Origin of the sequence: Methanobrevibacter sp. (assembly GCF_045541095.1) — an archaeon.
Classification (GTDB): Archaea; Methanobacteriota; Methanobacteria; order Methanobacteriales; family Methanobacteriaceae; genus Methanocatella.
In genome coordinates this window covers 1-18,318 of the sequence record NZ_JAZQIJ010000266.1, presented here as the reverse complement: position 1 = coordinate 18,318, position 18,318 = coordinate 1, and the positions used below count along the sequence as shown (strand labels likewise).

Below are 18,318 nucleotides of genomic sequence, written 5' to 3'. Positions count from 1 at the left end.
ATAATATTATTTATTATTAAGGAGTTTTATTCAATGACAATCGAAAAAGATGCTGAAGACATTATAGAAAAATTTTCAAAAATTTTAGAAGACATTCCGGATTCCGATGAAACATGGTACATTACAGACAATTTAAATTTGACACGCAGTGATGAATCCCATGAGAAAAATCCGGAAAAAATATTAAGAAACGCTCGTATTGATAAAGACGGAAATCTTGTTGTTAAAAGAGCAGATTGGACACATTAAGAGTGATTTGAATGAGAATGAACTTAGTTTTAGAACTTTTGGATGTGCCTGGTCAATTGGTTTCTGTATTGGAGCCTATTGGTGCTCTTGGTGCAAACCTGGTTACTGTTATCCATAAAAGGGAATTGAAAAATGAACAGGGTATGGTTCCGGTTCACATTACAATTGAAGGTGAACGCGATAATCTGTTCAACGTTATAGAGAAATTTGACGAGCTTGGAATCTCCATTGTTGAGATGGACGGTGTTGTCAAAAAGGAAATGGTCAGTACAATCCTATACGGTCATATTGTTGACCAGGACGTACGTGACACCATGGACAGAATCAATGCGCTTAAAGGTGTTGTAATTGTTGGATTCGATTTGAAATTGGATGGTGAAAAAGAATCCACTGCATTGATTACTATTGAAACCGACTATGGTATTAAACAGAAAGTATTTGAAAAGATTAAAGAAATTGCTGAAGAAAAACAGCTACTTATGATTAATGAAGTTTAGGGATTATTATGGATGAATGTAAAGTCATTATCATGGGATTCGGTTCAGTAGGCCAGGGTGTGGCCAATGCGCTTTCCATGAAAAAGGATTTAATTAAGGAAAAGACTGGTGTGGCAGTAAAAGTAGTGGCTGCTGCGGATTCATCCTCATCTGCAATATCTGCCGATGGTTTGGATGAAAAATTACTTGTAGAAACTAAAAACAATGAAGGAAAATTATCCGCTTATCCGGAATTCGGGTCCGATAAGAATGGTGAAGATGTTTTAGATGCTGTGGAATATGATTGTCTTATTGAAGCAACTCCTACCAATATCGTTGATGCAGAGCCTGCATTTTCACTAACCATGAAAGCATTTGGACAAGGAAAAGATGTTGTTACATCCAACAAAGGTCATTTGGCTTTAAAGTTCAGGGAAGTTGTAGATGCGGCCAAAAGGGCAGGCGTCGAATTCAAATATGAAGCAAGTGTTGGCGGGTCAATGCCAATCATCAACTTTACCAAAGAAACATTATCTTCCTGCAAAATCAATTCAATCATCGGTATTTTAAATGGTACTACAAACTATATCTTGTCAAGAATGACCACAGAAGGAACCTCCTATGAGGATACTCTTCGTGAATCACAGGAATTGGGTATAGCAGAAACAGACCCTACACAGGATGTTGAAGGTATAGATGCTGCATGCAAAACCGTAATTTTGGCAAATTCACTTTTAGGAATCAATGCGACCTACAGTGATGTTGAAGTCACAGGTATTTCAAGCATTAACTCATATGCAATCGAACTTGCCAAAAAGGACGATTACCTAATCAAGCTGATAGCTGAAGTATCTCCTGAAAACCTGAGGGTATCACCACGTCTGGTTAAAAGGGGAAGTTCCTATGATGTTGGCGGAACCCTGAACATGGCTACAATCAACACAGATTTGGCCGGGGATGTAACTGTAATGGGCCTTGGAGCAGGTTCACTTGAAACTGCTTCTGCAATGTTGACTGATTTAATTAGTATTTTAAAAAATAAAAACTAATTAAATACTTTTTTACTTTTTTTGATAATATGAAATACGTAATTTTTATTCCAGATGGATCAAGCGATTATCCAGTAGATGAATTAGACGGTAAAACTCCTTTGATGGTGGCAAACACTCCAAACATCGATAAATTAGCTAAAAAAGGATTTGGAGGATTTACAAATAATGTTCCTGAACAGTACACTCCAGGTTCCGATGTTGCAAACATGAGCATTTTCGGATACAATCCTGCTGATTACTATACTGGCCGTGGACCTCTTGAAGCGGGCAGTGAAGGCATTCCGACAACACCTGAAGATGTGATATTCAGATGCAACACCATATTCAGCGAAAACGGTGAAATGGATGATTTCAATGCAGGTCACATTTCAACCGAAGAGGCTGACAAGCTGATGAAGGGTTTGAATGAATATTTTACAGAAAAATATCCTGACTTCAAGGGCAAATTCTACACAGGTGTAAGCTACAGGCATCTTTTTATCTACTCATGTGACAGCATTGAGGATGCTGAAATCCTGTCAAGCATCAAGACAATGCCTCCTCATGACATTTCAGGTGAAAAACTGATCGATAATATGTTCGGTGACTGCGACCTCGCAAAAGAGATTCAGCAAATAATGTTTGAGTCAAAGGAATACCTCAAGGACCATGAAGTCAACCAGAAAAGGGAAATCCCTGCAAATATGATATGGCTATGGGGACAGGGTGTAACACCAAGTTTACCTAATTTTGAGGAAACCTACGGTATCACAGCATCAGTAATCACCGGTGTCGATTTACTTAAGGGTATCGGAAACTTTGCGGGAATGAATATCGTAAACGTTCCGGGAGCAACAGGATACTTTGATACAGACTATGAGGCAAAAGGAAAATATGGAATCGAAGCATTGAAACAGACAGATTTACTGCTTATTCACATTGAAGCTCCTGATGAAGCGGGCCATGCTCAAAATACTGAAGAAAAGGTCAGGGCATTGGAAAGAATCGATGAATTCATTGTCGGACCGATTATTGAAAGTTTGGAAGGTCAGCAATTCAGAGGAGCCATATTGCCGGATCATCCAACTCCTATCAGTGTCGGAACCCACACACGTGACAATGTACCTATAATTATTTTCGATTCCGAACGTGATGGAGATGAATGCGAATCCTTTGATGAAGAAGGAGTCAAAAAAGGATCTCTGGAATTCAGACAGGGACATTACTTGGTTCAAAGATTAATTGAGGGGGATTATTAAATGAAAGTACTATTGGTTAACGGCAGTCCAAACAAAAACGGATGTACTTATACCGCACTGACATATGTTGAAGAGACATTAAATGAAGCAGGAATAGATACAGAAATATTCTGGATTAAGACAAAACCTATTTTGGGATGTACTGCATGCATGAAATGTAGTGAAAAAGGGGAATGTACATTTGACGATGATGTTGTAAACGAATTTGTCAGAAAAGCATATGATGCCGACGGATTCATATTCGGCTCACCTGTATATTATGCAGGAGCGACAGGAGCTATCACATCATTTATGGACAGGGCATTCTATTCAAACTCACAGGGAGACGGTCTGGCAGCTTTTAAACATAAACCTGCTTCCGTAATATGCTCTGCAAGAAGGGCTGGAACAACTGCAACTTACGACCAGTTAAATAAATACTTGGGAATCAGCCAAATGCCGATAATTTCATCATTCTATTGGAATATGGTTCATGGAAATACTCCTGAAGAAGTCAAACAGGATGTGGAAGGTCTTGCAACCATGAGACAGCTTGGAAGAAACATGGCATATTTCCTGAAATGTATGGAAGCCGGTAAAAAAGATGGTATTGTTCCTGAAGAAGAACCAAAAATAGCCTTTAACTTTATCAGATAAAATTATGAACATTTTTAAAACTCCTGAAGGTTACCTGTACTCCAACAGAGCACTGCTTTATCTGTTTCTGCCACTTCTGGTAGAGTATGCTTTGGAATTTTTTGTTGGTCTGGCCGATTCGATAATGGTCGCATCATTGGGTGAAGCTGCAATTTCAGGAGTTTCTTTAGTTGATTTTTTAATGCAGCTACTTATTTTTTCTTTTTCGGCTCTTGCAACGGGAGGAGCTGTAGTGGCAGGACAGTATTTGGGGGATAAGCAAATTGAAAAGGCTCAAAATGCCTCAACCCAACTCGTATGGTTTTCAACATTGCTGTCCAGTTTGCTGATGATTGCAGTAATTATTTTAAGGCAATTTCTTATAGGGCTGCTTTTCGGTCAGATTGAAGCCGACGTATGGCATAACGCCGATATCTATCTGTATATTGTAGCCGTTTCAATTCCATTCATAGCGATATATAATGCAGGGGCGGCTATTTTTAGAACAACCAACGATGCGGTTTTGCCGATGAAAATAATGTTGGTCTGTGATGTGCTCAATGTGATAGGAAATGCTTTTTGCATTTATTATCTTGGATGGGACGTAAGGGGAGTTGCGATTCCTACAGTCATATCGAGGGTTATAGCGGCGCTTGCAGTTCTTTACTTTGTTGTTGATGAGGATTATAAACTGCATATCAAAAGGACTTTAAGGCACAGGTTTGATGTAACCATTCTCAAAAAAGTCCTGCAGGTCGGAATTCCATACGGTATTGAAAACGGCCTTTTCCAGCTTGGAAGGGTTTTGATTTTAAGTCTGGTTTCAACATTCGGAACAATGGCAATAGCTGCAAACTCAGTTGGATATGCCATCGGAATATTTTCAGTACTGCCGGGTTTTGCAATCAATTTGGGATTGACTGCAATCATTTCAAGATGTGTCGGAGCCAATGACTATGAACAGGCAAGATACTACAACAAAAAATGTCTGATTATGGTTATAGTTTCACATGTTGTGATTAATCTGGTCATCTTTGCAATTCTGCCGATTGTTTTGGGAATCTATAATCTGAATCCTCAAACTGCACAGATGGCAACTGAAATGATTGTCTGGCACGGTATTTTTGCAATAATAATATGGCCATTGTCATTCACAATACCTGCAACATTCAGAGGTGCGGGAGACTCAAAAACAGTGATGTATATCAGTTTGATTGTAATGTTTACATGCAGAATTGCCCTGTCATATGTCATTGCTGACTGGTGGGGAGTTGGTGTGTTCGGCACATGGATTGCAATGTTTGTCGATTGGTATGTAAGGGCGGCAATTTACATTTATAGATATTTCTCAAACAAATGGACGCAATACAGGGTGGTTTGATGGGAGAAATAAGCTACAAGGATAATCTCGGCCGGAACGGGGATGAGCTGTCGGTATGATTTGTGCAATGGATGATGGAATAATGACCGTTTATATCCATTTTCTGCTTGCAAGACCTGAATATCAGGGCAAGGGAATTGGAAAAAAATTAGTATCAAAACTAACAGATATTATTTGAGAATAGTTGTAGTTGGATATGATGAGGAAACAGGATTTTATGAAAATTGCGGATTTGAAAAGCCGGAAGATGCAAGTCCTCTTTTCATAACTGGCCTGCGGACTTGAGGTGTTAAAATGATAGACAATGAAGATACATACAATAAGGTGGTAGGACTGATAAACTTGAATGATGCTCATTTCAAGGTTATCTTTGACAACCAAAGTCTGATTTTGAAAAATCAGGAAATCTTATCAAAGCAGTTGGAAGAAATAAATGTAAAATTGGATAAATTATTGAAGGAATAAGTGATTTTATGGTATTGTTTCGAGGGGATGTAAAGTGCAGAAGCCTGCAGAGACGAACATCCATAAGCGTAATCCTGCCGGCGGACAATATTCATTTCCTGCAGGATTCGGAAGATATTGTTCCTCAGCCTTACAGGACACTCTATCTTCTTCACGGACTGTATGGCAGTGATGACATATTCCTTGCAAACACTTCCATCCAGAAATTTGCAGAGGACAACGGAATAGCTATCGTGATTCCATGCGGTGAAAACAGCTTTTATGTGGACCACGAAAAGGCACATGCATATTATGGAGAATATGTCGGTCAGGAGTTATTGGACATAACAAGAAACATATTTCCGCTTTCCCATAAAAGGGAAGACACTTTTATAGCCGGTTTTTCGATGGGAGGATACGGAGCTATCAGAAACGGTCTTAAATATTGTCAAAACTTTTCAAAGATTGGAATGATTTCAGCGGCATTGATTACTGATGACATTATCAATTATTCCGACGATGATAATGTGCTGAGAGATACCTCATTTTATGAATCCTGCTTTGGAGACATAACAAAAATCAAAAATTCAGATAAAGATCCAAAATATCTGATAGATAACTGCAACGACATTCCGGATATTTTCATGGCCTGCGGTGAAAATGATTTTCTCATTGAAAAAAATGTTGATTTTTATGATTTTTTAAAGTCCCGAAATATAAATGCCGATTTTATAAAAGCTCCGGGAGAGCATACATGGGAGTTCTGTGATAAATACATCAAGGAATTCATTAAAACATTGAAAAAGTAGGTGATATTATGATATGTCCTAATTGTGGCGGTCAGCTGGATGATGATAACTACTGCAGCAGTTGCATGGAATATGTCAACCCAGATAATGACTATGAAGACTCTGATTATGGCTATGAAGACATCGATTATGATTCAATGGTAAACAATGGGGATAGCATATGTCTGAACTGTACATATTGGAGTGTAAGTCCATACGGTGCGGCATATGGGATGATTTGCAGAAAGGGTTATCCGACAAATGGTCCTGGGGATTCCTGCTGTGATTTCGTGCAGTTTCACAGCTTTGCAAGCTATGGTGACAGCGGCCAGTATCAGTTCAATGAAACTTCAAGGGATATTTCAAACAAATTATATTACTGGAAAAATTCCAGATAAAATTTTTCTTTTATAAATTCAGTTAAATTTTTATATATTAGTAAAATCTAAAATTATAATGTATTTTATTATTTAGGAGTGGATTTATTGACAAAGTATATTATTATAACTGGTGGGGTAGTCAGTTCCATAGGTAAAGGTATTACCTCAGCATCAATGGGTAGGATTTTAAGATCTTACGGCTTGAAAGTTTCAGCTATTAAAATAGACCCTTATTTAAACTGGGATTCAGGAACCCTTAACCCATATCAGCATGGTGAAGTATATGTTACACATGATGGTATGGAAACAGATTTGGATCTCGGTCACTACGAAAGATTTTTGGATGTTGAACTTGATGGAATTGCTAACATTACAACAGGTAAAGTTTACGAATCTGTAATTGCCAAAGAAAGAGAAGGCGGATACCTGGGAGAATGTGTACAGGTCATTCCACACATTACCAACCGTATCAAGGAAATGATCAGGCAAAACTCTGAAAGCGCAGATTATGATGTGGTTTTAGTAGAGCTTGGTGGTACAGTTGGTGATATCGAAAGTCAACCGTTCCTTGAAGCTTTAAGACAGCTCAGAAATGAGGAAGGACGTGAAAACGTCATGTTCGTCCATGTTACATTTATTCCCTACCTAAATGCAGCCGGCGAATTCAAAACAAAACCGACCCAACACTCCACAAAAGAATTGAGAAGCGTAGGTATAAACCCTGATGTTATAGTATGCAGATCACAGGTTCACATTGACGATGGATTGCTTGGAAAAGTTGCTCATTTCTGTGATGTGGATGTTAACGCTGTTGTCAATACTCCTGATGCAGGAACAATCTATGAAGTTCCTTTGGTTTTGGAAGAAAAGAATATTGGTGAGCTGATTGTCAATAGAATCGGATTGGATATTGAACCGGACTCATCAAAATTGGATGACTGGGCAAAAATTGTCGAATCATTGAGAATTACCGACCCTGAAGTAACAATAGGAATTGTTGGTAAATATGTTGAGCTTGAGGATGCATATATCAGTATTCGCGAATCCCTGCTTCACGCTGCTGCAAGCATTGGCGTTAAAGCAAAAATCAAATACTTGAGTTCTGATGTTGAAGAGCTTGACAAGGATGCGTTAAGTGAATTTGACGGTATTTTGATTCCTGGAGGATTCGGTGAACGTGGTTTTGAAGGTAAACTGGATGCTATTGACTACGCAATTGAAAATAACGTGCCTCTATTCGGAATTTGTCTGGGAATGCAGTCCATGGTTACTCAGTTTGCAAGAAGAAACGGTTATCCTGATGCGAACAGTTCCGAGTTTGACGACAATCTTGAATTCCCGGTTATTGACATGATGGAAGAGCAGAAGAAAATCAAAAACATGGGAGGAACCATGCGTTTAGGTTCATATGACTGTAAAATCATTGAAGGCACTAAAACATATGATGCCTATGGTGAAGTTGACATTGAGGAACGTCACAGGCACAGATACGAGTTCAACAATGATTTCAGAGATGACCTGCAGGAAAAAGGATTGATTATTTCCGGAACCAGTCCAGATGATTTCCTGGTTGAAATTGTTGAATTGCCAAACCATCCTTGGGCTGTTGGATGTCAGTTCCATCCGGAATTTAAATCAAGGCCTAATAGGCCACACCCATTATTTAAAGCATTTTTAGAAGCTATTTATGAGTATTCTAAAAATTAACTTTTTTTCTTTTTTTATACAATATTACAAACAGAAGACAATTTAACGAGATTGATTTCTAGCTAATTAATATTATAGTTAGTTTAAACTATTTTTTATGAATGTCGGTCTTGTATTTTTAATTCAAATTATAGTTACGGTTTTATTTGTCATTTTGGCTTCAATTTTTGATATTAAAAGAAATATTGTTCCGGACTGGTTAAACTTTTCACTGATTTCATTCGGTTTGATTTCGAATTTAATTTTGACTTTTGTGACAAGTAATGTCAAATACATTTTATCTTCATTTATTTTGATGGTTGTTACTTTTTATATAACTAAAATGTTATGGAAATTAAAGATGTGGGGAGGTGGTGATGTCAAACTGTTTACATCAATTGCTACAGCTATACCAATTGGTTTGAATGTTGACTTTTTAAATATTTTCCCTACTTTTTCAGTATATCCATTTGTATTTACAGTCATAGTAAACAGCATTCTGGTTTCATTCCCGTTTCTGGTAATTTTTACAGCTCATCTGATAATTAAAAATAATCTTGTTAAACGGCATGCGGATTTATTCGTTAACGTGCTGAATTATGAGGGAATTAGAACTTTAATCAAATCGTCACTAAACAGGACAGTCCCGGTAAAGGACCTGAAGGAAGGAATGATTGTGAACAGATACAGCTTTGATGATGAGCACATATGTGAACTGATAGCCGAACATGACTCCAACCTGAAAGTTTACAAAAGCAGTGGCGACGGATATAAGTATTACTTCAAATCCCAAACGGCAGGAGGGATTACATCAGAGGATGTAACACTGTTGAAGGTCATGTCCGCTCAGGATTTCATTTCAGAATATCTATGCGTTAAAATAGCATTTCCATTCACTCCCGCAATCCTTTTCGGCTTGATGATTGCATTGAGCTATGGGGATTTGGTGATGATTTTTACAAAAAACTTTTTTCTGGTGATTTAAATGAAAGATAATTCTGCTCAAATTTCTTTGGAGTATCTGCTTATATTTGCCCTATCTCTAATAATTCTAATAGTCTTTACAATGCCATTGCTGCAGGAAAGTATGGACAATACCTTTGATGTATATGATTCCGTAAATGTTAAATCGGATTTGGCTGCCTTGGCCCATGCTGTCATGAAAGTCTATGGCCAGGGCCAGGGATCAAAACAGGAGGTAACATTAACTTCAAATAAGGATTTGAAAATCAGCATTAAAAATTCATACATTTCCACAAAAATCAAACTCAAAAATAAGGATACTAAGGAAATACGAATGGACGTCAAATCTAATTTGAAATCTGACACTTTATATCTGAAAAAAGGGAAAAACACACTGACTGTTGAATGGCCGGACAGTGAAAGCAATATGATAATCTATTAAAATATCCGTTTTTCATACAAACTTATTTAAATTGTCAATTTAAATATTAAAATTAATAATTTAATTGGCGAGTGAATTTATGGATATTTTAATGACAATCATTTATATTATTTTATTTATAATACTGATGGTATTTGTTTTTTCCATAGGGATGTTAAGACAATTCATGCCAAAAAAAGAAATTGTCCTTGTTTTGGGTGTAGCTTTTTTAATAGGAGCTATAGGCGGAGCATTCTTTTTACAGCCGATCTATCAGGAATTGCCTGAGGTTGTAAGTTTAGTCGAGAAAAATGTCCCTGGTAATGAAGAGACAATGTATTTGGATTTATCATCTTCAATAAATATGAATGAATTAAAACAGAATTTATCTAAGACTGAAGGATTTGTTTCATTTGAAGAAACGGACATTACGATACCTCTGTGGAAGTTTAATGACCGGGAAAAGGAATACTTTGAATATGTTTTAGGAAACATTGATTCTCACTTCAATCATTATAACGTAACCTCAGACGGTAAGCTTCAGATTCAACTGGAAGATAATTATTCATCATATGATGCTCTTAAATCATTTTCCGATTGGTATAAACTGGTTTACGGTTCATCTCTTTCATACGCTCAGATACATGCTAAACTGATTGTATCATCCAGCGAAGTTGAATCTTTCCAGAAAATCCTGATGGATAGGGGAATTGTGGCCAGTAAGATGGAAGGTCCGGTACAGACATCAGTCAACAATACTAACAGTTCTATGGTGTCAAATGTTGAATTCGTATTGGCAACTGGTGTTGTAGGACTGATTGTTGCCACCATTGGAATTTATTATGATTCCATAGGAGTATTTTTCAGAAGATTTAAAAAGTCCATGCGAGAGAAACGTAAAAGGTAATTATTTATGAAGGCTGCCGTTCTGTTTTCCGGAGGAAAGGATAGTACAATGGCTTTGTATTATGCATTGCATGTGAAGGAGGATGTCAAATATCTTCTTTCCATGAAATCCCGCAATGACGAGTCATACATGTTTCATGTTCCCAATATTCATGTCACTGATCTGCTTGCAGAGGCACTTGAAATTCCGATAATGTCTGTTGAAACCGATGGGATTAAGGAAGAAGAACTTGAAGATTTGAAGGCGGCCTTTGAAGAACTTAAAAGTTTCGGCGTTGAATGCATATACACAGGTGCCCTTTACTCACAGTATCAAAAATCCAGAATCGAAAGGCTGGGTGAGGAAGTGGGTCTTGAAATAATATCTCCCTACTGGCATGTTGATGAGCTTGAGTATATGCGTGAAATCGTTTCTTTAGGTTTTAAGATTATCATCAGTGGTGTTGCCGCATGGGGACTTGATGAAACCTGGCTTGGACGGGTCATTGATGATGAGGTAATTGATGAACTTGTAAAACTTAATGAAAAGTACCATGTTGATATAGCTTTTGAAGGCGGTGAGGCCGAAACATTAGCCATTGACGGACCTATTTTTAAAAAGAGATTGAAAATATTAAAAGATAAAAAAGAATGGCATCGTGACAGTGGTGTTTACATAATCAAAGATGCCGTTTTGGTGGATAAATGATTAGATATTCATTTCATCCAAAAATTCACCTATTTGTTTTTCGTATGTTTCCATATCGTATTCATTGATGATTATCCTGTCTGAAAGTGAAATCACATCACCTATTCCGAAGTTCAACTCCTGCAGGTCCCTTTGTTCAAAAACAGCATAATCCTGAGAATCATCTTCTCTTTGTCTTATTTTAAGTCTTTCGAAGCGTAATTTTGGATTGGCAAAAATTGAAAGTATAAAAAAGTTTTCAAAGTTTTCTCTAAACATGTTTACTTCGTGAAGGCTTCTCATACCTTCGATGATGATTAGATTATCTTTTTGAGTTTCTTCCAGTTGTTTGATTTTTTTGATTGTCAGTTCTGAAACAATATCGTTGCCGAATTCTTTTCTTAAATTGGTGGCAGTTTCTTTAGTGCTTTCTCCTCTTTTTTTAGCTTCTTCTCGAATAATGTCCCCCATACTTACGATTATCGCTCCTCTTTCATCTGCCATGTCTGAAACAACACTTTTTCCAGAACCTGGCATTCCTGATATACCCATTACTTGCATTATAAATCCTCTTTCATTGTTTAATTTTTATCTCTTCAACAGATTCCTTAAGGTTTTCTTTATTATCAAAATCATTAATCATTTCGATTAAAACTTCTTTGTCTTGAGTTTTTAAATCTTTGGCTATTTTTGTCATGAACGGAATTGCTCTTACGATGTTGTCCATGATTGAAATGTCAGACATCTTTGAAGTTCTGGAAAGTGGGTTCAAATCAATTGTAATGATTTTTTTCCCGCTTTTCTTGAGAATTTCCGCCCTGTCTCCATCTTCAAGAGGGATCAGTATTGTATCAGCGGAATAGATTCCTGTCTTGCTTGCAGATGACCGATTGTTCGGTATGTCATTCAAGTATTCGATGTCGTCATCCAGACTTCCAAGGATATTCTTGTATCCATGATCTCTGTAGAGGCTGGTTATGATTTGCACTCTTTCGTCTGTTCTGTAAAATAGGTTTATTTCTATTTTAGCATTGATTTCATTGGCCAATTCAATAATTTCATCGATGGCCAGTGCGGTTGCATTCCCATTAACAGAAATAACCGGATTATTTGATAAAAGTAAAGTCGCCACTGCAACATACATTGCTCTTTTTGCAGGGTATATTGTCTGTTCTCCAATCAGATAGTCGAAGGCTTCTCCTCTTCCATGTGCAATCATTGCAGAATCGGCCAAATATCCTTTTTCAGCAGCCTTAACAATTTTGTCTCTTAATAATAATGATTCATATCTTGGATGTGATTTTGGTATCATAAAAATCTCCTATTTTAAATCAATAGTCATTTGAGCTAGATATCCTAAAAATGTTGTAATCAATAATGTCAGAATCACTGTTGAAATAGCATGAAGGGAATAATTTGAAAAAATTAAGTTGTGTGCATTATTAACTAAAAAGATGTTGTCCATTATAATGTTAACTATTGCAAATACTACTCCAGCCAAAAAACCTTCTATAACTTCGTTTGAATCGATATCTCTAATGTATAGTATTCCAAAAAATCCTATGCTTATGATTTGTATTAATGGAACCAAAATATTAACTCCAGGAAAACTGGAACTGAATAGAGGGGTCAATATGCTAGTTCCTATGTATATTATGCTCCAAATCAATATTCCATAAATTACTGACAATGTTAATTTCATAATCAAACCTTGTTTTATAATATGTTTGAAAAAGTTATATATTTTTCTAAAAATTATAATTCGAAGGAACAATAAAAAAAAGTTTTCAGATGATTAGGTAGCAATATTGGTATTGCTACCTAACAACTTGTTTTTACAAGTTTTTAGAGAAATGAATTTTAAAATTTGGCTGTTTAATCTATCTCTCAGCTACAATGTAGCCAATGTAATATTTGTTCTCATACTATATAAAGTTATTTAAAATTTATAAAAATTCAATTTTACTTTATAAAACTGTTATATATTACTTGAAATAAAATTTTTACTTGAATGACAGACTACAGCGAACATGAGATGTATTTAAAAAAAATGCTTTCAAACTCAATCGGCTCTTTAAATCCTTCGCAGGAAGCTAAAAACAGGGCAAGAAAACTGTCCTATTCTTATTTTGAAGATTATAAACAGAAGCTCATTTGCGATTATGAAGGAAAAGAGCTGTCGGACATTCCAAATTCCAAGGTCACATCAACATCCTATGGCGATACACTAAAAATCACCCACAAAGAAAAGGTCAATTTCAAAATATCTGACAATGACTTCAAAAATCAAATGAACAGTAATTTAAAACTACTTCCCAAAATTGGAGTTAAAACCGAGCAGAATCTTAAAAACAAAGGTTATTCCACTATTGAATCCTTACAAAATCATGACAAATACTGTGACGTTGCATCTAAATTCGTCAATCAGGTGGATGATTTGTCCTTTGGGGAGATAATAGAATTGCTTGATAAAAATAAATATACTAAGAAGTGCAGAGATAATGTTGTAAGGGCAATAAGTATGGTTGATAAGGAAGACTTCAAATTCATGGATATTGAAACATTGGGTCTTTCTAACGTTCCGATAATTTTGATAGGTGTTGCTGAAATTAAAGGGGATACAATAACTTCATCACAGTACTTTTTAAGGGATATATATGAAGAACCTGCTGTAATTGAAGCTTATCTATCTCATTTGACCGAGGAGTCTGTTCATGTCACATTCAACGGCAAGAGTTTTGATGTGCCGTACATCAGAAACAGATGTCTGTCAAATAGAATTGACTTGGATTTCAGATTGCCCCATCTGGATTTGATGTATTTTGCCAAAAACCTGTGGGGCGATGAACTGCCGAATTGCCAGCTTCAAACAATAGAAAAAGAACTGTTTGGCATTGAAAGGGAGGGGGATGTTCCCGGACAGCACATTCCAAATTATTACAGGACATATCTATCCGAAGAAAATATCGGACCAATCGTTCCAATAATAGAGCACAATCGTCAGGATATAATTTCATTAGCTAGTTTCTTGGAGAAAATGTATGAGGATGTAAATTAAAATGGGATTTTTAGACAGATTTAAAGGTAAAGATAATAAAAAAGAAAAGAAAGCTGTTCCAAAGGATGTTGAAATCGATGAAGATCAGTTGGTTTTAAAAGAAATTGCAATTAACAGTAAAGACAGAACACAAAGAGCAATTGCTGCAGACAGCATTACAGACCAGTTTGTAGCTCTTGACATTGCAAAAAATGTAAAGGACAGGGCAATAAGACTGATTGCTGCAAACAAGCTTAAGGATGAAAATTTGCTGTGGGATGCAGCTGAAAACTCCCAATTTTTTGATGTTAGAAGCTTTGCCTATGAAAGGCTGGGTGAAAACAACAAATCAATATCCGAGATAGTTAAAAATACAAAAAGAAACAAGAATTCCGATGACATATTCAACAAGATTGTTGATGAGCAAACCTTGGAAGATATAGCTATCAATGCAATCGATAAGAACTACCGAAGATTGTCTCTTGAAAAAATAGAAAGTGAAGAAGTGCTGTATGATTTGGTTTTCAAGGCAAAGGATTCGTCAATTAGAAAATCAGCAATAAATAAAGATAATTTTGTCAGTGAAGAAATCCTTTTGAAAGTTGCAACCGAAGATAAGGACGAGTCTGTAAAAATGGCTGCTGTCAAAAAGATAAACAATGAAGAAACTTTAGCAAAAATCGCAATCAATGAGGACAATGCAAAGATAAGGTCCCTGATATTTGGAAAAATCCAAAATGTAGGTATCCTTAAAAATATTGCAAGGGATTCTGAAAAATCCGATGTCCGTCTTGACATTGTAAAAAGGGTGGATGATGAAGACCTGCTTGCTCAAATTGCATTGAACGATTCGGACAAGGTAGTTAGAAGCGAAGCGGTTAAAAAAATAACCGATGAGGAAGTTTTGCTTAAGGTTATAGGCAATGATGATGACCGGTTTGTAAGGCAAATTGCGGTTAAAAACATTTCAAATACTGAAGAACTGATAAAAATCGCTATAACAGATGAAGATCAGTTTGTAAGAGGTCATGCAATTTCAAATCCGGCCATAACTGATGAAAAAGATTTCGCATATATTGCAATCAATTCCACTGATGAAGAGGTTGCCTCTGAAGCCATGACTCACATCACTGAAGAGAAACATTTCATTGACATTTTGAAAAACGCCAAAATAGATTCTGTCAGAAAGTCAACCCTTGATCACATAAGCGACCTTGAGACATTAATCAGAATAGTCCTCGCCAATGAAGATGAGGAATTCTCACTCAGGGCACTCAATAAAATCAAGGTCGAAAAATGCCTGATAAAAATATATGAGCAGGGTATATCCGAGAGGATTTCTGTAAGGGCAGTTTCATTAATCAGAAATCAGAAGGAACTGACAAAAATTGCCAAAAACGACGGCAATTGGAGAGTTCGTGAAGCTGCAGTCAAAAAAATAGTGAGTAAAAAGGTTTTAAAGGACATATCCATTTCGGATGAAAATGAATATGTCAGAAATGTTGCCAAAAAAACAATGAATCTATAGGTAAAACTCCGGTTCTTTTCTTTCACTGTTTGCATTTTCAAATTCAGGTTTTTTGGCTTCAAAAGCATCTCCGGCGAAACTTCTTGCATCTTCAGGACATATGCTGATGCATGCTGTGCATCTTGAGCACAAATCCAAATCAGTATCGATTGGATCGTCATCAGGAATCGCTTTTTCAGGGCATGCTGAAACGCAGTCATAACAGAATGCGCAGAGTGTTTCATCACACTCAACCAGAAACGGAAGGGTTTTGTAGTCTACATAAGGTCTGTTTCCAGGTATTTCGGATGCCAATTCTTCTTTTGATTCAATTTTTTCCAGGCATTTTTGAGCAAATTCATTAATCTTTTTGACGTCTGATGCATCAGGTCTTCCTATGGCCACACCATCAAATATTGAATGATGGCTAACTGTTGATGCAGCTGCAACGACATTGAAATCGTTTTCCTTTAAAACGTCAATCAGTTCAACTAGTGCATCGCTTACATGTGCATTGCCGTAGTTCACAATCGCGATTGCAGGAGTGTTGTTTCCTTTTATTTTCTCTAATCTTTGACGTGCTGTTTTCGGAATTCTTCCTGCAAAGACTGGCATTCCAACCACCGCAATATCTCCTTGGGAGATTTCTTTTGCGGAATTGAAATTCAGCAAATCACATGTTTCATCATCAAAATCAAAATTATCTGATACTATGTCCACAACCTTTTTGGTTGTATTTGATGGACTGAAAAATATTTTTACTAGCTTTGACATATAACCACTATATATTAATTAAGAATTATTTTGTTTTAAATATATCGAATAAATAGAAACTGTTTAATATTATTAAATGTAAAAAAATATTTGGTGATACGATGGAATTAATGAAAGAGCTATCTTTAGCACCAGGTGTATCTGGCTCTGAAGAAAAAATTGCTGAAATTATTACACGTGAATTAAAAGATGTGGCAGACGATATTGAAATCGACAGCATGGGTAACATTATCGCTACCAAAAAAGGTGAAAAAAAGGCACCTACCGTAATGCTTGCTGCTCACATGGATGAAATTGGTTTAATGGTAAGATATATTGACGATAACGGATTTATATTATTTTCATTGATTGGGGGAATCAACGACCAGATGTTAATGAATCAGACAGTCACTATACACTCTTCAGTTGGAGAGGATGTTGTTGGTGTCATTGGTTCAAAACCTCCACATGTAACATCTCCTGAAGAAAGAAACAAAGTCGTTAAATCCAATGACATGTTTATAGATATCGGAGCAAAAGACAAGGAAGAAGCAGAAAAAATGGTCAGAATTGGAGACATAATGACTTTCAATTCCATTTTTGCTGAATATCCGAACAATAGAATTATGGGTAAGGCTTTAGATAACCGTGTCGGTTGTTATGTGATGATGGAAGTTTTAAAAAGAGTTGAAACCCGCGCTACCGTTTACGGTGTTGGTACCGTACAGGAAGAAGTAGGTTTAAAAGGAGCAAAAACAGTTTCCTTTAAATTGAACCCTGATTTGGCATTTGCGCTTGACGTTACCTTATCCGGAGATCATCCTGGAATCAAACCTGATGAGGCTCCTGTTGTCATGGGCAAAGGTCCGGCTATTATTTTAGCAGATGCAAGCGGCAGGGGTATTCTAACCCAACAATCTGTAAAAGACATGCTTATCAAAGCGGGTGATGATAATGAAATTCCTTACCAATTGGAAGTAAGTGACGGCGGAACCACTGATGGAACTGCAATCCACTTGACCCGTGAAGGAATTCCGACTGGTGTTTTATCAGTTCCTACCCGTTATATTCACACTCCGGTAAGTGTGTGTAGTATGGATGATATTGAAGCAACCATCCAATTAATTGTAGAAGCTATAAACAGTTTATAGCTCCTTTTTTTCTATTTTTTTTTATTCAATGCCGATTCTATTTGAATCTGTCATCTGATTTTTGTGATTTTGCCTTTTGGTGTTTGGTTTCAAACCAACCGATTCTAAGTTCATCGATTGTATCCTCGTATAATTGGGGAACGTATGGCTTGATGTCCAGAAGAGGTGTTCCGTTTAGAATGTCTACATTTTCAATGTATACTGTGTTTCCTTTTACCTTATTTACTTTAACGACACTCATTCCGATTCTGTTTGGTCTTTTTGGTGACCTTGTTGCAAATACTCCATGGGTGGCATTGTCCATGAAAGGCTTTACCTCAAGCATATATCCTTCAACTTTATGCAGAAGATAAATCAGGTGGATGTGTGAAAAACCGTCAAGATCTTTAAGACCATCAATGTATTTGTCTTTAATTTCAATTGTTCCTTTTATTCCCTTTGCACCTGTAGGCTGTATTGGCATTCCTTCAATTTCATTAAATTCAGTATGAATAGTGCCAATAGATTCTAGTTCGATATTCATAGTAATTATTATTGATTTGATTTTAAATAAAATTTTCGAGAGATTATTTATCTTTTCAAATTAAGTTAATAATAATCGATG

Annotated in this window: 23 protein-coding genes; 18 read left to right on the top strand and 5 right to left on the bottom strand. The window is 36.4% G+C overall.

Annotation, left to right across the window (positions count from 1 at the left end):
- The first annotated feature begins 33 nt into the window (after positions 1-33).
- The 15 genes from gatC to ACKI2P_RS11525 all read left to right on the top strand — a co-directional run bounded on the left by gatC (position 34) and on the right by ACKI2P_RS11525 (position 11,287).
- The gene (gene gatC / locus ACKI2P_RS11595) at positions 34-249 is read left to right on the top strand and encodes an Asp-tRNA(Asn) amidotransferase subunit GatC (RefSeq protein WP_407377733.1); all 216 of its coding nucleotides are present in this window, start codon (positions 34-36) and stop codon (positions 247-249) included.
- 11 nt (positions 250-260) lie between these two features.
- Positions 261-746 (top strand): amino acid-binding protein, encoded by a 486-nt coding sequence (locus tag ACKI2P_RS11590; protein ID WP_407377731.1) that lies wholly within the window; start codon positions 261-263, stop codon positions 744-746.
- An 8-nt stretch (positions 747-754) separates the two neighbouring features.
- Positions 755-1,774, top strand: a complete 1,020-nt coding sequence (locus ACKI2P_RS11585; RefSeq protein ID WP_407377729.1) for a homoserine dehydrogenase — start codon at positions 755-757, stop codon at positions 1,772-1,774.
- A gap of 29 nt (positions 1,775-1,803) precedes the next feature.
- Complete coding sequence (locus ACKI2P_RS11580) at positions 1,804-3,015, top strand: cofactor-independent phosphoglycerate mutase (RefSeq protein WP_407377727.1); 1,212 nt, start codon at positions 1,804-1,806, stop codon at positions 3,013-3,015.
- Positions 3,016-3,651 (top strand): flavodoxin family protein, encoded by a 636-nt coding sequence (locus ACKI2P_RS11575; protein WP_407377725.1) that lies wholly within the window; start codon positions 3,016-3,018, stop codon positions 3,649-3,651.
- A gap of 4 nt (positions 3,652-3,655) precedes the next feature.
- On the top strand, positions 3,656-5,011 hold the full coding sequence (locus tag ACKI2P_RS11570) for an MATE family efflux transporter (protein ID WP_407377723.1): 1,356 nt from the start codon (positions 3,656-3,658) through the stop codon (positions 5,009-5,011).
- Positions 5,012-5,066: 55 nt separating this feature from the next.
- Positions 5,067-5,189, top strand: coding sequence for a GNAT family N-acetyltransferase (locus tag ACKI2P_RS11565; protein ID WP_407377721.1), 123 nt, complete (start codon positions 5,067-5,069; stop codon positions 5,187-5,189).
- A gap of 116 nt (positions 5,190-5,305) precedes the next feature.
- Complete coding sequence (locus ACKI2P_RS11560) at positions 5,306-5,476, top strand: hypothetical protein (RefSeq protein ID WP_407377719.1); 171 nt, start codon at positions 5,306-5,308, stop codon at positions 5,474-5,476.
- 8 nt (positions 5,477-5,484) lie between these two features.
- Positions 5,485-6,264, top strand: coding sequence for an alpha/beta hydrolase (locus ACKI2P_RS11555; protein WP_407377717.1), 780 nt, complete (start codon positions 5,485-5,487; stop codon positions 6,262-6,264).
- 8 nt (positions 6,265-6,272) lie between these two features.
- A complete protein-coding gene (locus ACKI2P_RS11550) occupies positions 6,273-6,641 on the top strand; it encodes a hypothetical protein (RefSeq protein ID WP_407377715.1) in 369 nt (122 codons plus the stop codon).
- A gap of 78 nt (positions 6,642-6,719) precedes the next feature.
- Positions 6,720-8,330 carry a CTP synthase gene (locus tag ACKI2P_RS11545; protein WP_407377713.1) on the top strand — a complete coding sequence of 537 codons (1,611 nt, stop codon included), beginning with the start codon at positions 6,720-6,722 and terminating at the stop codon, positions 8,328-8,330.
- Positions 8,331-8,427: 97 nt separating this feature from the next.
- Entirely contained in the window at positions 8,428-9,294 is an 867-nt protein-coding gene (locus ACKI2P_RS11540) for a prepilin peptidase (protein ID WP_407377712.1), read from the top strand.
- Positions 9,295-9,714: a class III signal peptide-containing protein gene (locus tag ACKI2P_RS11535; RefSeq protein WP_407377710.1), complete on the top strand. Its 420-nt coding sequence runs from the start codon at positions 9,295-9,297 to the stop codon at positions 9,712-9,714.
- Positions 9,715-9,841: 127 nt separating this feature from the next.
- Entirely contained in the window at positions 9,842-10,600 is a 759-nt protein-coding gene (locus ACKI2P_RS11530; protein ID WP_407377708.1) for a hypothetical protein, read from the top strand.
- Between the two features lie 6 nt (positions 10,601-10,606).
- The gene (locus ACKI2P_RS11525; protein ID WP_407377707.1) at positions 10,607-11,287 is read left to right on the top strand and encodes a TIGR00289 family protein; all 681 of its coding nucleotides are present in this window, start codon (positions 10,607-10,609) and stop codon (positions 11,285-11,287) included.
- Here the strand turns inward: ACKI2P_RS11525 and ACKI2P_RS11520 are convergent, their stop codons facing one another.
- From ACKI2P_RS11520 to ACKI2P_RS11510, 3 genes are read right to left on the bottom strand one after another with little or no spacing between them, the layout of a single operon-like run.
- A complete protein-coding gene (locus ACKI2P_RS11520) occupies positions 11,288-11,827 on the bottom strand; it encodes an AAA family ATPase (RefSeq protein ID WP_407377706.1) in 540 nt (179 codons plus the stop codon).
- Between the two features lie 13 nt (positions 11,828-11,840).
- Positions 11,841-12,578, bottom strand: a complete 738-nt coding sequence (locus ACKI2P_RS11515; protein ID WP_407377705.1) for a 4-phosphopantoate--beta-alanine ligase — start codon at positions 12,576-12,578, stop codon at positions 11,841-11,843.
- A 9-nt stretch (positions 12,579-12,587) separates the two neighbouring features.
- Positions 12,588-12,968 (bottom strand): hypothetical protein, encoded by a 381-nt coding sequence (locus ACKI2P_RS11510; RefSeq protein WP_407377732.1) that lies wholly within the window; start codon positions 12,966-12,968, stop codon positions 12,588-12,590.
- 309 nt (positions 12,969-13,277) lie between these two features.
- On the opposite strand from ACKI2P_RS11510, the gene ACKI2P_RS11505 reads away from it, so the two are divergent.
- Together ACKI2P_RS11505 and ACKI2P_RS11500 are read left to right on the top strand one after the other, a co-directional pair.
- Positions 13,278-14,324, top strand: coding sequence for a ribonuclease H-like domain-containing protein (locus ACKI2P_RS11505; protein WP_407377703.1), 1,047 nt, complete (start codon positions 13,278-13,280; stop codon positions 14,322-14,324).
- A gap of 1 nt (position 14,325) precedes the next feature.
- Positions 14,326-15,831, top strand: a complete 1,506-nt coding sequence (locus ACKI2P_RS11500) for a HEAT repeat domain-containing protein (RefSeq protein WP_407377702.1) — start codon at positions 14,326-14,328, stop codon at positions 15,829-15,831.
- Here ACKI2P_RS11500 and ACKI2P_RS11495 read toward each other — a convergent pair.
- Positions 15,826-16,584: a 4Fe-4S binding protein gene (locus ACKI2P_RS11495; RefSeq protein WP_407377701.1), complete on the bottom strand. Its 759-nt coding sequence runs from the start codon at positions 16,582-16,584 to the stop codon at positions 15,826-15,828. The genes ACKI2P_RS11500 and ACKI2P_RS11495 overlap by 6 nt on opposite strands.
- 101 nt (positions 16,585-16,685) lie before the next feature.
- Between ACKI2P_RS11495 and ACKI2P_RS11490 the strand changes: the two genes are divergently transcribed.
- Positions 16,686-17,714 carry a M42 family metallopeptidase gene (locus ACKI2P_RS11490; protein ID WP_407377699.1) on the top strand — a complete coding sequence of 343 codons (1,029 nt, stop codon included), beginning with the start codon at positions 16,686-16,688 and terminating at the stop codon, positions 17,712-17,714.
- A 37-nt stretch (positions 17,715-17,751) separates the two neighbouring features.
- On the opposite strand, the gene tsaA is transcribed toward ACKI2P_RS11490, so the two are convergent.
- Positions 17,752-18,237 (bottom strand): tRNA (N6-threonylcarbamoyladenosine(37)-N6)-methyltransferase TrmO, encoded by a 486-nt coding sequence (gene tsaA, locus ACKI2P_RS11485; RefSeq protein WP_407377698.1) that lies wholly within the window; start codon positions 18,235-18,237, stop codon positions 17,752-17,754.
- Between the last annotated feature and the right edge of the window lie 81 nt (positions 18,238-18,318).

Bases quoted from the DNA above. Each gene is read 5' to 3' on its own strand.
- ACKI2P_RS11525 (WP_407377707.1), top strand. From the start codon at position 10,607: ATGAAGGCTGCCGTTCTGTTTTCCGGAGGAAAGGATAGTACAATGGCT.
- ACKI2P_RS11510 (WP_407377732.1), bottom strand. From the start codon at position 12,968: ATGAAATTAACATTGTCAGTAATTTATGGAATATTGATTTGGAGCATA.
- gatC (WP_407377733.1), top strand. From the start codon at position 34: ATGACAATCGAAAAAGATGCTGAAGACATTATAGAAAAATTTTCAAAA.
- ACKI2P_RS11585 (WP_407377729.1), top strand. From the start codon at position 755: ATGGATGAATGTAAAGTCATTATCATGGGATTCGGTTCAGTAGGCCAG.
- ACKI2P_RS11535 (WP_407377710.1), top strand. From the start codon at position 9,295: ATGAAAGATAATTCTGCTCAAATTTCTTTGGAGTATCTGCTTATATTT.
- ACKI2P_RS11530 (WP_407377708.1), top strand. From the start codon at position 9,842: ATGGTATTTGTTTTTTCCATAGGGATGTTAAGACAATTCATGCCAAAA.
- ACKI2P_RS11500 (WP_407377702.1), top strand. From the start codon at position 14,326: ATGGGATTTTTAGACAGATTTAAAGGTAAAGATAATAAAAAAGAAAAG.
- ACKI2P_RS11590 (WP_407377731.1), top strand. From the start codon at position 261: ATGAGAATGAACTTAGTTTTAGAACTTTTGGATGTGCCTGGTCAATTG.
- ACKI2P_RS11515 (WP_407377705.1), bottom strand. From the start codon at position 12,578: ATGATACCAAAATCACATCCAAGATATGAATCATTATTATTAAGAGAC.
- tsaA (WP_407377698.1), bottom strand. From the start codon at position 18,237: ATGAATATCGAACTAGAATCTATTGGCACTATTCATACTGAATTTAAT.
- ACKI2P_RS11575 (WP_407377725.1), top strand. From the start codon at position 3,016: ATGAAAGTACTATTGGTTAACGGCAGTCCAAACAAAAACGGATGTACT.
- ACKI2P_RS11490 (WP_407377699.1), top strand. From the start codon at position 16,686: ATGGAATTAATGAAAGAGCTATCTTTAGCACCAGGTGTATCTGGCTCT.
- ACKI2P_RS11555 (WP_407377717.1), top strand. From the start codon at position 5,485: ATGGTATTGTTTCGAGGGGATGTAAAGTGCAGAAGCCTGCAGAGACGA.
- ACKI2P_RS11520 (WP_407377706.1), bottom strand. From the start codon at position 11,827: ATGCAAGTAATGGGTATATCAGGAATGCCAGGTTCTGGAAAAAGTGTT.
- ACKI2P_RS11550 (WP_407377715.1), top strand. From the start codon at position 6,273: ATGATATGTCCTAATTGTGGCGGTCAGCTGGATGATGATAACTACTGC.
- ACKI2P_RS11565 (WP_407377721.1), top strand. From the start codon at position 5,067: ATGATTTGTGCAATGGATGATGGAATAATGACCGTTTATATCCATTTT.
- ACKI2P_RS11505 (WP_407377703.1), top strand. From the start codon at position 13,278: ATGACAGACTACAGCGAACATGAGATGTATTTAAAAAAAATGCTTTCA.
- ACKI2P_RS11495 (WP_407377701.1), bottom strand. From the start codon at position 16,584: ATGTCAAAGCTAGTAAAAATATTTTTCAGTCCATCAAATACAACCAAA.
- ACKI2P_RS11540 (WP_407377712.1), top strand. From the start codon at position 8,428: ATGAATGTCGGTCTTGTATTTTTAATTCAAATTATAGTTACGGTTTTA.
- ACKI2P_RS11580 (WP_407377727.1), top strand. From the start codon at position 1,804: ATGAAATACGTAATTTTTATTCCAGATGGATCAAGCGATTATCCAGTA.
- ACKI2P_RS11570 (WP_407377723.1), top strand. From the start codon at position 3,656: ATGAACATTTTTAAAACTCCTGAAGGTTACCTGTACTCCAACAGAGCA.
- ACKI2P_RS11560 (WP_407377719.1), top strand. From the start codon at position 5,306: ATGATAGACAATGAAGATACATACAATAAGGTGGTAGGACTGATAAAC.